Origin of the sequence: Vibrio sp. ZF57 (genome assembly GCF_001691235.1) — a bacterium.
Taxonomy (GTDB): Bacteria; Pseudomonadota; Gammaproteobacteria; order Enterobacterales; family Vibrionaceae; genus Vibrio; species Vibrio crassostreae_C.
The window spans coordinates 35,446-47,375 of the sequence record NZ_MAKD01000083.1 but is presented as its reverse complement, the minus strand read 5'-3'; the positions used below and the strand labels follow the sequence as shown (position 1 = coordinate 47,375).

The window sequence follows — 11,930 nt, the reverse complement described above, 5'->3', positions numbered from 1 at the left end:
ACGATTGTTCTGGTTAAACTCTAGGAACGTGGCCAATATCAGTTGACCACTACATGGTTTGGAAACGAAGCCAATACGAGAACTCAGGTGTATAATCCACATTTTTATCGAATTAGGCAGGACACATGGCGATCTCGTTTGAAACTCAAAGACTAAAAGTAGAAGAAGTTGCAGGTGAATTTACTGTTCCTGAACGTTCGGCTCTGCTTGAGCGAGTGCCTGGCATTCTAACCCCATCAGTTGTTGAAAACCTTCCACCATACTTTCACGGTATTGTGTCACGTGAACTGGCTGAAATTTGGCTCGATCGAATGTTGTCGGAGAGCCGCTTACTTCAAGTGAAATCCAACGATAATCAATTGATTGGTTTTCTGTTCGCTTATGTAGAAGACGAAAGTGATGCTCATATTGGCTACTTGCTTGCAGAAGAGTTCTGGGGCAAGGGTTTAGCGAGTGAGCTACTGAAGGGTTTCATCACAGAAGTCGCTAAAATGGAGTCATGGTCAACACTGATTGGCGGTGTCGATCGTTCAAACATAGCCTCTGCCAACTTACTTAAAAAGCTAGGTTTTGTTGAGCAAGCCTCTGACGAAAGTGCTGTGGTTTTCTATGAATATAAGCTTTCTCGTCTTAACTCTTAATTCTTAACTCTGAGCTCTCAGCTCTTAATTTCTAATCCCTAACTCAAGCCACATCTGCGTTATACATTCATTGCCAATGTTTACGTCAATTGATAGGGAAGAAACCTTATTACACCATTCAACTGAGAACCGAGAGCAGCGAGTCTAGTTAACGTGGGCTAATTCGGCACTCTGTGTTTCATTAGCGACTTTCCAATCGCCCCCTAAGGCTTTATAGAAAACAGGCTTTGTATCCACATTAGACCATACTGGTTTAGCGACCTCGACCATCTACCATTACGATGATTGTTTTAGAGATGATGCTGAGATCAGCGGCAATCCAAGACTTAACCGAACATAGGCTTAGTGCATAACTGTGGTCAAAACCTACTTTACGACGTACATCATCAATACAGGTGTCGTAACCTTGATTTACTTGTGCAAGCCCTGTAATACCAGGCATTACACCGTATGTACGGTCAGCAAAGTAAGGAATTTCGTTCTCTAGTTTGGTGTAAAAAGTAGGGCGTTCAGGGCGTGGGCCAATTAGAGACATTTCACCTTTCAGTACATTGATCAGTTGTGGCAGTTCATCAAGACGTGTCTTTCTCAAAAAGCGGCCAACAGGCGTGATTCGTGGGTCATTCGCGGTAGCCCAAACTGCACCAGAGCGAGTTTCTGCATCCTCGTACATGCTACGGAATTTCATGATCTCAAAGATTTCCATTTTCTCCGGTGTCGATTTACCAACGCGCAATTGACGGTAGAAAATAGGGCCACGAGAAGTGAGTGCAATCGCCATCGCAATCAACGGAAATACGGGCGCTAGCAAAATCAAAGCAATCAGTGAGCTTACAAAATCGAAAGTACGTTTAGCACGTGAGATTTTGTATTGGTATAGGTTTTGGGTAGATAGCTGTTCGATGTTCATCATAATAAGTCCTTAATGATTTGCTCGTGTCCAAGGTGAGTTTTCTAGTCCGATTAGGTAACGAATGCCACCAATGAAGTTGGCGTAGTGTCCAACTATCAAATAAGAGATTAATGAAATAGGTTTGTTTACTAGACGCTTTGGCAAGATGCAGCCAAGGACGCCAATGGTATAAACGGCAACTTGAGCCCATAACAGCGCTTCAAATACCAAGTAGTTGCTAAGTAAGATTGAGCACACTAAGCACACAATCATTAAATATGGAGTGAGTAGGCGAAGCCCTTTTCCTGAAAAGAACGCAAACGCGATGCCTTTAAACTTCGGGCTGAACAAGCCAAATAATCGAATCGCTTGTTGCATGTTGCCCGCTGAAATACGAAGTCTTCTTTTGAAGTCTGTTTCTAGGTTCGATTCTTCTAGCTCTAATGCCACCATTTGGGTTTCGTATTCGGCGATGTAACCTTGTTTAACGATTTGCATCGGTAAGATGAAATCATCATTAATAGTGTTGAGTGGAAGCAGTTCAAACAGGTGTGTTCTAAACAAGTAGAAAGCGCCATGAGAACCCAAGCTAGAACCTAACGAAGCCTCAGACTCTTTAACCGCGGTTTGGTACTGCCAATACGTGTTTTCGCCTTCATTGCCTGTTGGACAAAGTTGATACGTTGCGTTTACCACTCCAACCTTGTCACTTTCAAAATGAGCGGCAGCTATAAGCAAAGCATCCAATGAAATAAGGGCAGAAACATCACTCATCGCCGTGATATCACTGGTTATACGTGTCACTTCTTCATTAACAACCGCGACTTTACCTCGGTTTACTTGATGGTCATGTATCTCAAAATAGACATCACTGCACATCGCTTCTTGTATGGTCATTTGTGCAATGGCGACTGTGTTATCAGTGCAACCATCGCAAGCGATAATGACTTCCAACTTCTTTTTTGGGTAATCGAGTGAAGCAAGGTTACGAATCTTGTCTGCGATCCACTGTTCTTCGTTAAATGCAGGAACAAGAACGGTGATGGTCGGCAACGTGCAATCTTGCTGTTCCTCTTTGTAGCAACGATGACTCTCTTCAACTTTGCGTGCGGGGTGGCTTTTCGCATACCAACGCAGTAACAAAGGGTAGGCTGCGTGATGATAGACAATCAACGCACCTGAAAACAAACAAAGTCCCGCAAGCAACCAATCAATCATGCGTAAGCTCCTTCTGATATATCGTTGTAAGACGAAACCATTTTGATGATGTCAAAGTTTTCGAGTACGTAACGACGAGGTGACAAAAAACGCTCATTTTGCTTTTCTAATAGCGCACTAGCTAACCCCACAATGCTGCCGCTTTTGACGAGGGCGCCGCTGACTGGACATAAGGTTTCATCGACAGCTCCTACATTCATTGCGACGGTTGGAATATTGCATGCTTGAGCTTCAAGTGTAGAAAGCGGCAGCCCTTCGTGGCGTGAAGGTAGGCAGAACGTATCCAACGCTCCGTAAAACGTGGTCATGTCTTCAACTAAGCCAAGAAAGATGACTCGGTCACTCAGATTCAAGCGGCTAGTCAGTTGCTCTAGTTGATTGCGTTTAGTACCGCCGCCAGCCAATGCGACAACCATGTTTGCAGGTAAAAGAGTCAGTGCTTTAATAAGTTGGTCTTGGCCTTTGACATGTTCTAGTCGACCTGCACAACCGATGATGTGTTTGTCTGTCGGCAGGTTTAGTTTTGCTCTCGCGTGTTCTTTCGACATTGGCTTAAACTTCTCACAATCAACGCCATTTTTGATGGTAATGATGTTCTCATAAGAAAAAGCAGTGCGTAGTTGGTTATAAACACGTGTCGCGTCGGCAACTAACGTTGGTTGAGCAGCTTTTAAAGCAAGCGCTTGTAATCGACGACGTTTGTTGTTGTTCAGATGCCAAGCGTCATGTTCGGTATGGATTCGAGTTGGAACCCCGGTTACGCGAGCGGCATAACCAGCGTATAACAGTGGGCCAATATGATGGGTATGAACCACATCAGGGCGAATCGCGTTGAAGGCTTTAATTAGCTTAATAATGATATTGAATTGTACGCCTGGTGCTTTATCCAAAAAGACGATTTGCTTTTTGTATGGCTCTAGCTTCGGCCAGTTGTTTATAGACTCTTGTTTAGTACCCTCTAAACTGACAATCAACACTTGGTCTGTTGGTTTAGCAAGGCGGAGCAAATCCAGAGTTAGGGTTTCTAATCCACCCGGTGCAAGGTGCTGAACAACGTGTATGATCTTTTTGCCATGCTTCGTTAAATGCGTATTCATAGTTTGGACCCTGCCTTTATAATTGTTGTTTCGCCTTTCTGACGTTTCTCTTGAAGTAACTTCTTTAAAACGTTTAACTACACAAGGAGATTGCAGGAGTTGTGCCAATTAAATAACCGTTATTTTTCAGTTGTTTAGATTATTTAATTCTAGGGCAGTTTTCATTTCTCAAAATGGGAATCAAAACAAAATACAATCGAATGGCAGTTTGAATCATAGGGCTTGGGTAAATCGAAAGTAGCATTAGAACTTGGGGCTCTAAATAAACAAAACGCCAACCGAGTGTTGGCGTTTTGCTCTAGGATGCACGAAGCTAGGAAATTAGAAAGCTAGGAAGCACGAAGCTAGGAAATTAGAAAGCTGTGAATCTAGCAAGTCAAAAATGGCTTTGAGGCTGACTAGCTCATTTTAGGGATCACCGTTATCACAGGGACACCCAAGATATCTTCGATTTCGTCTTTGCGTTTGATTGAAGAATCAAACAGTTCAAACAATACCGCTAAACCAATACCCAAACCGATACCTGCAACGAATCCAGCCAGAATAAAAACAAAAGTCGGCATGTTAGATTTGACACTCGGTGTGAAAGGCAAATCGATAATCTTCACACGTTTGTTTTGCTCGAATACACCAAGCGAACCCGTTAGTTGAGCCATTTCATAACGCTCTGTCAGTTCATCATATAGTTGACGTTTGATTTCAACTTGACGTTTAAGGCGGTACATCTCTTTTGCATTTTCGCCGAAGTTATTGGCCTTGTGTTCCAATTCGAAAATCATAGTTCGAAGGCTTTTGGTCTCTTCAGTTAAAGACTCAAAGCGAGCACGAACCAGCTGTAGGCTGTGTAATTGAGTGACCAGAAGAGGTTGGGTATCAGAAAGTTTGTTCAGTGTCGTACTACTTGCGATGTCCCAAAGCTGGTCGCTGTTCATCGTTGGCTGGGTTACCTCGAGCAAACTCTTACGTTCATTCTCTAGTCTGTCTAGCTCACGCACTTTAGCTTGCACAGCACTGTGCTTGTCCGTGTATTTAGCTTGTAACAAGGTAAGGTCGCTACGAATGTCGATGATCTGGTCTTCTAATTTACCGATCACAGGGTTGGTTCTTGAAAGTTGTTGGTCGATTGACCCTAAACTTTTTTCGACACCCGATAACTCGGCCTCTTTTTCTGCCAGTGTTTGTTTGAGTGAAGCTAAGCGATTCAAACTTTGGCTCTGTACCTCAGGCGTCGAATGAACATTCTCATTCATGTATGCAGCTAGCGCTTCTTCTGCTTCTGCAAGCTCTGCGCTACGTTTGTCGATATGGATTTTCAAGAAGTTACTTGAATCTTCAATCGATGAACGTTCCGGTGCGAGTAACTGTTCAATGAAATGTTCACTTACCGAGCGCAGCGTCGCTTCCATTCCATTTGGTGTGTTCGACGTTAGACTTATCTTTAGAAAATCTTTTCCAAGCTGAGTCACCGTTAGACGTTGAGACAGGTCAGTAATGATCTCTTGTTTCTCAATTTCAGGCATATCTGGCGTGGTTAATTGCAGTTCATCAGCGACCGAGTAAAGCACATGTCGACTGTGAAGCAGTGTTCTCAATGCGTTAAGTCGATCTTTGAGCATCGTCGAAACGGCAATGTCTTCCAAGAATGGATTCATCTTGGCCGTTTCTTGAATCAACATACTGGTATGCGCGTCATATTTAGTTGGAGCCAACTTGCTCACACCAAAGCCTACAAAGGGCAAAATAAGCATTGGCAGAACGATAACGTAGCGTTGGCGCCACATCGCATTGATGATGACTAATAACCGCAATTTCAGATTATTCATAATAGCTCCAACATCCAATGTACGAAGTTACCACGGTTCTGCCAGCTCTCTTGTTCGACGACAGAGATAGGTGAGTTGCTTAGCTCGCGTGCATGATCAAGCGCCCAAATCATTTGGTTGGCACTGCCAACCGTGGTCACGTGCTCTTGGTATGGAACCAAAGCAGGGAACGGTGTTGTGATAATGGGTGTGCCCGCCGCAAGGTATTCCATTAGTTTGAGTGGGCTACAAGCTCGGATCTGCTCGTTATCAACAAACGGTAACAAGCTCACATCCCAGTGTTGAGAATAGCTTGGTAGCGTGTGGTGTGGACGAGGGCCAAGGTAATGTACGTTACTCAACTTAGGCAGCATGAGCGTATCAAGCTCGTTTGGACCTATGAAAACAAAGTCCCATTCCGGCATCGCATTCGCAACATGATCAATCATTTCATAATCAAGCCACTTAGAAAGGCTGCCATAAAAACCAGCAATAGGGCGGTGGTTGCTTGGTAAATCTTTTGCTCTTGGTGCGGGTGTTGAAAATAGGTCTACGTCGACACCATGTGGTAGCAAGTGCGCTTTATGCTTTGGAAATTTATCCATCAATTTTTTGCTAGCCGCGAATATAAGCGTTGATTTTTCGATTAGCTCTGATTCGTGCTGTGCAACGGTGTCATGATCAACACCAGCCAGCGCGCTAAAATCATCACCGCAGTAATAGACCACAGATGACTCGCCTAAGTGTCCGCACAAATCAACAGCGGTCGGAAGAGAAGTCCATAGGATAGGCGCGTTAAGATTAAGCTCTGCAATAACCGGTTTTAGTTGGTGCAACATCATTTGCTGAGCCAACTTTCTAGAAAATTTAGAAGCAGGCGCAGGGATTGTCTTTAAGTTAACGATAGTAATGTTGTCGTGTCCCTCAGAGTCGAGCATGTTTTGAGTTACGGCCTTGGTTTTACCAAACAACTTGTTGAACGCTCGGCTAACATCTTTGGCGGACAGCTTCGGTTGTCTTAAGCCAATTGAGTTGACCCATAAGACTTTGTGCTGCTTAGCAAGGTGACGAACTAAATGTTGAGTCGATGAAGGTAGGCCACCAAAGTCTTCACCAAATACGATTAAATCACGCATGGTCACCTCCATGAGTCTCTAACGAATCGAACATATCGGATTCTGTCACTTCAACGGGTTTGATGTGACCGACAACTCGAGCTGGGTTGCCACCTGCGATTGCGAAGGCAGGAATATTCTTTGTTACTACGCTGCCTGCGGCTATTACGGCACCTTCGCCGATGGTTACGCCACCTTTGACCGTCACATTCGTGCCCAACCAAACATCGGGTTCAAGAATGATGTCACCGATTTGCTGAGGGTCGTCACCTTCACCTAGCGCTCGGCGTTTTGCATCAAGCGGGTGTCCAGAGTATCCAAATAGAAAAGCGCCGCCTGCGATTCGTACGTTGTCAGAGATAACGACTTTACCGCCAACAGCGATAGTCGACTGCCAACCAATGTCGACGTTGTTGCCAATCGACAATAGTGGGTGTTCCAAGCCTTCAAGTGGCTGAGTACAACCAGAGAATGTCGTGTGGCCAGAGATACGGCAGTTGTCGCCAATCGTAATTTGCACCGGACCGCTGACGAAAGGCAGTCCACCATACAAATACAGGCGTTTGCCACATTGAGCCACACGACCTTTGAAAGCCGGAGTCCAGTAGAAGAATCGCGTAAAGCCAGAAACCAGATTCACCACTAGCTTGTGCGCTTGATATAGACAGCGATTAAATAGTTTAGGGGTAGGTAGCTCTGCGCTTCTGATGTTTTTCAAAATGAAAAACACATTTCTAATTCGAGAATTAGGATGAAACTTAAGCCAATGTTTGAATTGATGTATAGATACTGACGTCATAATGAAAATCCTCTGTTTTGTTATATAGAAGTACTTTCATATACTGTGCCATTTAATAAATATAATATTTTCAATGAGTTAAAATATAGCTTTTAGGTTTTCTCATTTTGACAGGCAGTTTGAGATACGTTTGAGACGCAAACTGTGAGTGCTGCGAGGATATAAATCGGCCAGTTGAAGCCTTGAGTCAAAAATGTCCCCGACACTATTGTGCCAATCAGACCTGCATAGATCGCATAGGCGACCGCATTAAGCTCGGGGGAGATTTCTGTGGCCGAGTTTTTTAACCTCGTTAGCGTAGAGCGAGAGGTTTTGATCAAAGAAACGATAAGGCAGACAAAAATGATCAGACCAATAAAGCCAGTCTCTGCCAACACACCAAACCAGGTACTGTGAACGGCGTGATTCAGTCCGTCCCAATGCGAACTGTAAAAGAAGTAGTTCGAGAAGAAGTTGTTCAACCCTACGCCGGTCAGTGGATTCTCAACTGCCATCTTTATTGCTGCTTCCCAAGCATAGATTCGACCCATTGCAGATTCATCGATACCTTGTTCAGCGGCACCACCAGAAGATCTGTCTGAGATACCAGCAACTAAATAGAGCACCACGGCCGCGAGAGTTCCCACTGAGATTAAGAGAACTTTAGAGCGCACTAGCTTCCACGCAAAAATACCAATCACCGCAATACAACCCAGTAATCCGCCACGGCTTTGAGTGGCAATAATGGCGGCGAGCAGTAACAGACAAACTAAGGCACTGATTAAACGTTTGGATCGTGAGATGCCAGTCGTGGTGGCTTGGCTTATTGTAAAGGCGAGTGGGAACATCAGTACCAGTGCTAGGTCGTTCGGGTCACCTAACATAGAGCCAAAATCGCGGCCAATAGTCACGCGTGAGCCCTCGACAAGCCCAATACCATTTACTGAGTTGTACACGGAAATAGAGCTGACTAAAGCGCCAGCGTAGATAATCGTCATCGCGGTTTTTGCGAGATTTTCCGTGGTGTTTACTAGCCAAGTAATCGCAAGCGTCATCACTATAATTTTCCAATAAACGCCCTTGAATTCTGCTAGTGCTATTGGCCTGTTGGACGCGAAGATAATACCAATGAAAACCAATACCCAAAATATGGCGAGCCAATTTAAACAAGGGTGCCAGAAGATTTTAAGTTCTTTACTGATTAATGCATGCCATAGAAGAGCCGACAGAGCGCCTAATGAAAGCATCAGCGGTATTTTTAGCGAATAGAGCTGAGGTATAGCTTCGTGAATTCGGAAAAATGAAAAGACAACGAACAATAGAACTAACCAGAATGTTTTGTTTAACACGAATAACCCGGCCAATGGCACAAGAGCGAGCGCCACAATGACAGCAGGGTGAGGCACAAAGTACCAAACAACACCAAGCCCAACACACAAGGTGCTGATCGTGATGATGACTGGCAATCTATTGGCTTCAGGGTTGACCATTGTGACCTCTATTGGCAAATAAACTCTTTAGGACTCGGCTCGTAATCTTTTTAAGACGTAGTTACGCCTGATGTTAAAGATTGCAAAGTGAGTGCCAGTTATGCATTTTATTTAACTTACTGATTTAATGTTGGATTATTAAGTGAGGGCGTAGCCTTGAGGTGAGTTTTGTCATTTTGAGAATCAGTATAAAACTGACTAAAGTACTTAAATCATCAAGCCCAAATAACCAGTTATCGACTAAGGCTAGAATTAACGGTCGAGTTGATAGATTTCCAACAACTGCGGGACAACGGCTTGTGGAGAGTATTGGTTTTTCACGGTTTCTATCGCGTGACTCTTGAGAGAGTTACGTTGCTCGTTCGTCAATGACATCCACAAAGATAAAAACTGTTCTAGCTCAGCTTCTGAATTTGCAAGGTAGCCGTTAACTTGATGCTCGATGAGTTGAGGCAAGTTACCAACTGAGGTGGCGAGAACGGGAATGCCACGAATCATGGCTTCTAATGCCGCCATAGGTAAGCCTTCAAAGCGAGAAGGGATGATTAACAGATCGATTTGGCTCCAGACGTCGTCCATATTGGTCTGATGCCCATGAAAGGTCACATTATCAGGCTGCGATTTAACTAAGATGTCCATTTCTGGCCCGTCACCAAAAAGCTCAAACCGAACATCAGGAAACTGTTTGGCTAATGCAACAAATCGATCAGGCGCTTTTTCATGGCTCAATCGCCCCACAAAACCAACATGGAATGGGCTTGATGAAGGGGAGCTTGTTAACCCGGTTGGCATTTTAACAAAGTTATTCAATTGATGGGTTTGACTCGGCACTTTCGCTTTAATCTTTTCACTGACCACGAGCGACTGATCAGAAAGAAAACTGCTGTAACGGTCGAGCCAATCATAAAGCCATACTTTGCCTGTTGGGGTTTCACCTGCGTGATAAGTGGTGATTTGCTTTGTGTTGTTGAAACGAGGCGGAAGCTTGATTAACTTGCTGACCAAACTGGCTTTGTAACCATGAGCATGGATAAGCCTTGGTTGATAATGTTGAACTGCACGTTTCAGCTGTGTCGCGCTATTGCCATTTGAATCTACAGAACATGAGGCTAAATCGGAGAGGTAACTAAAAGGGATGTTCAGCGCATTCAACTTTTCAACGATGATCGCTTCAGGATTAAACTTAGTCAAAAGAACGATACGAACAGCCTCTGAATACTGAGCGCTTTCCGATATCAGGCCTTGTGCTAATTCTAAAACATGCGTTTCTATGCCTCCAAAAGTTTGGCTGTCGATCAACAGCCAAATCTCATGAAGGTTTATGTCGAGTACACCTTGGTTAGGCTTGATTGTACTCATCTTCCGATTCCCAAGCCTGTTTCTTACGATAAACAGTAGAAGGGCTAAGTTCTAACAGCACAGCAGCGTTTAACACATTCCCATCGCAATGATTGATGGCATGTTGAATGGCTTCACGTTCTATTTGCCACATTGGACGAATAGCACCTTCGCTTGTGGTAAATGCAGGCGTCATCGGCTCGTTGTGAGCTTGAGCAACTGACGATTGTTCCAACTCTTCCGGAGTAATCGGTGGCAACTTAGCTTCTGGTGCTTCAACAACTGCAGGTTGAGGCGCAGTTACTCGAATTGGTGTCACTGATTTAGATGATGGAGCGGCATCTACTTTATTAATCGGAGGCGGTAACATGTCTTTAGTCACGCTCGTTTCATTGTTCAACACCACGATGTTACGGATGATGTTTTGCAACTGACGCACATTGCCTGGCCACGCATAACGTTTAAGTAGATTCTGCGTTTCTTTGTCTATTGATTTGAACTTCTTCTTGTCTTGCTTCGCGTAAAGTTTCAAGAAGTGATTAGATAGGGTGACAATGTCACTTCCTCGTTCACGAAGCGGTGGCATTTCGATAGGCACAACGTGAACACGATAGTAAAGGTCTTCTCTAAAACGTCCTTCTTCTACTTCAACCAGTGGATCGCGGTTGGTCGCACAGATAATTCTGACATCCACTTTAATCTCGCGGTTGCCACCGAGTGAAGTAAACGTACCAGTTTGCAAAAATCTGAGGAGCTTCTTCTGCATCTCCAGTTCCATTTCACAAAGCTCATCGAGAAATAGGGTACCGCCATGCGCTTGCATTGCTGCACCTTTCCGGTCGGTTGTCGCACCGGTAAACGCACCTTTAACGTGACCGAAGATTTCACTCTCCATTAGGTCTCGAGGGATAGCGCCGCAGTTAATGGCCACGAAGGGTTTACCATTACGCTGACTCTCTTGGTGAATCGCTTCCGCACACACTTCTTTACCTGTACCACTTTCGCCGTTAATAAACACGCTGGCAGTGGTTGGTGCTACCGAATCAATGATCTTGTAAACCGCCTGCATGGGTAGGCAAGAGCCAATGAAATTATGAAAACGATCACGATCGAATTTGCTTTGCATGTTATCGACGAGGTTTTCGAGTTTCGCTCTTTTTAGATGCAAGCTAACAGAGGTCTTGAGTCGATCGGCTTGAATGGGTTTCTCTAAGAAGTCTTCTGCACCGCGTTGGATAAGGTCTACCGCGATGTTTACTGAACCATGCGCTGTCGCGATGATGACAGCGGTCGGTATTTCGTTAGCAGTAATCCAATCTAAGACTTCTTCGCCTGGCATGTCAGGAAGCTTAAGGTCGAGAATCACAAGCTGTGGAGAGTGCCTTTCAATGAAGGTCTTAGCTTCCGCGCCGGTTTCGACGTGGAAAATATCATAGGGCTCGTCTTTTACGTACTGCTTGTAGAGTACGGCGAGTGAGGTGGAGTCTTCAACTAACAATACCTTAGGGCGCATTGTGTATTCCTTTTGAAACTTTATCCTAACCAATCAATAACATAGT

General features: G+C 44.5%; 10 protein-coding genes. 1 reads left to right on the top strand and 9 read right to left on the bottom strand.

The window, feature by feature from the left end; all coding sequences use genetic code 11:
• Nucleotides 1-125 precede the first annotated feature (125 nt).
• The gene (locus A6D97_RS11670) at nucleotides 126-641 is read left to right on the top strand and encodes a GNAT family N-acetyltransferase (protein ID WP_065584430.1); all 516 of its coding nucleotides are present in this window, start codon (nucleotides 126-128) and stop codon (nucleotides 639-641) included.
• Between the two features lie 253 nt (nucleotides 642-894).
• Here the strand turns inward: A6D97_RS11670 and A6D97_RS11665 are convergent, their stop codons facing one another.
• The 9 genes from A6D97_RS11665 to A6D97_RS11625 all read right to left on the bottom strand — a co-directional run bounded on the left by A6D97_RS11665 (nucleotide 895) and on the right by A6D97_RS11625 (nucleotide 11,884).
• Nucleotides 895-1,554 carry a sugar transferase gene (locus A6D97_RS11665; RefSeq protein ID WP_017063903.1) on the bottom strand — a complete coding sequence of 220 codons (660 nt, stop codon included), beginning with the start codon at nucleotides 1,552-1,554 and terminating at the stop codon, nucleotides 895-897.
• 9 nt (nucleotides 1,555-1,563) lie between these two features.
• Entirely contained in the window at nucleotides 1,564-2,751 is a 1,188-nt protein-coding gene (locus A6D97_RS11660) for a glycosyltransferase family 2 protein (protein ID WP_017065796.1), read from the bottom strand.
• The gene (locus A6D97_RS11655) at nucleotides 2,748-3,848 is read right to left on the bottom strand and encodes a glycosyltransferase (RefSeq protein WP_065584429.1); all 1,101 of its coding nucleotides are present in this window, start codon (nucleotides 3,846-3,848) and stop codon (nucleotides 2,748-2,750) included. Before A6D97_RS11655 ends, A6D97_RS11660 begins: the two co-directional genes overlap by 4 nt.
• Nucleotides 3,849-4,246: 398 nt before the next feature.
• Nucleotides 4,247-5,671: a Wzz/FepE/Etk N-terminal domain-containing protein gene (locus A6D97_RS11650; protein ID WP_017063900.1), complete on the bottom strand. Its 1,425-nt coding sequence runs from the start codon at nucleotides 5,669-5,671 to the stop codon at nucleotides 4,247-4,249.
• Entirely contained in the window at nucleotides 5,668-6,786 is a 1,119-nt protein-coding gene (locus tag A6D97_RS11645; protein WP_017066742.1) for a glycosyltransferase, read from the bottom strand. Before A6D97_RS11645 ends, A6D97_RS11650 begins: the two co-directional genes overlap by 4 nt.
• A complete protein-coding gene (locus tag A6D97_RS11640; RefSeq protein ID WP_017068359.1) occupies nucleotides 6,779-7,564 on the bottom strand; it encodes an acyltransferase in 786 nt (261 codons plus the stop codon). The genes A6D97_RS11645 and A6D97_RS11640 overlap by 8 nt, the downstream gene beginning before the upstream one ends.
• A 92-nt stretch (nucleotides 7,565-7,656) precedes the next feature.
• Complete coding sequence (locus A6D97_RS11635) at nucleotides 7,657-9,033, bottom strand: O-antigen ligase family protein (protein WP_065584428.1); 1,377 nt, start codon at nucleotides 9,031-9,033, stop codon at nucleotides 7,657-7,659.
• Between the two features lie 252 nt (nucleotides 9,034-9,285).
• Nucleotides 9,286-10,392: a glycosyltransferase family 4 protein gene (locus A6D97_RS11630; protein WP_017063896.1), complete on the bottom strand. Its 1,107-nt coding sequence runs from the start codon at nucleotides 10,390-10,392 to the stop codon at nucleotides 9,286-9,288.
• Complete coding sequence (locus A6D97_RS11625; RefSeq protein ID WP_065584427.1) at nucleotides 10,373-11,884, bottom strand: sigma-54 dependent transcriptional regulator; 1,512 nt, start codon at nucleotides 11,882-11,884, stop codon at nucleotides 10,373-10,375. The genes A6D97_RS11630 and A6D97_RS11625 overlap by 20 nt, the downstream gene beginning before the upstream one ends.
• Nucleotides 11,885-11,930: the final 46 nt, after the last annotated feature.

Excerpts from the sequence above, each read along its gene's own strand:
- A6D97_RS11640 (WP_017068359.1), bottom strand. The coding sequence starts at position 7,564 with ATGACGTCAGTATCTATACATCAATTCAAACATTGGCTTAAGTTTCAT.
- A6D97_RS11630 (WP_017063896.1), bottom strand. The coding sequence starts at position 10,392 with ATGAGTACAATCAAGCCTAACCAAGGTGTACTCGACATAAACCTTCAT.
- A6D97_RS11645 (WP_017066742.1), bottom strand. The coding sequence starts at position 6,786 with ATGCGTGATTTAATCGTATTTGGTGAAGACTTTGGTGGCCTACCTTCA.
- A6D97_RS11635 (WP_065584428.1), bottom strand. The coding sequence starts at position 9,033 with ATGGTCAACCCTGAAGCCAATAGATTGCCAGTCATCATCACGATCAGC.
- A6D97_RS11660 (WP_017065796.1), bottom strand. The coding sequence starts at position 2,751 with ATGATTGATTGGTTGCTTGCGGGACTTTGTTTGTTTTCAGGTGCGTTG.
- A6D97_RS11665 (WP_017063903.1), bottom strand. The coding sequence starts at position 1,554 with ATGATGAACATCGAACAGCTATCTACCCAAAACCTATACCAATACAAA.
- A6D97_RS11655 (WP_065584429.1), bottom strand. The coding sequence starts at position 3,848 with ATGAATACGCATTTAACGAAGCATGGCAAAAAGATCATACACGTTGTT.
- A6D97_RS11670 (WP_065584430.1), top strand. The coding sequence starts at position 126 with ATGGCGATCTCGTTTGAAACTCAAAGACTAAAAGTAGAAGAAGTTGCA.
- A6D97_RS11650 (WP_017063900.1), bottom strand. The coding sequence starts at position 5,671 with ATGAATAATCTGAAATTGCGGTTATTAGTCATCATCAATGCGATGTGG.
- A6D97_RS11625 (WP_065584427.1), bottom strand. The coding sequence starts at position 11,884 with ATGCGCCCTAAGGTATTGTTAGTTGAAGACTCCACCTCACTCGCCGTA.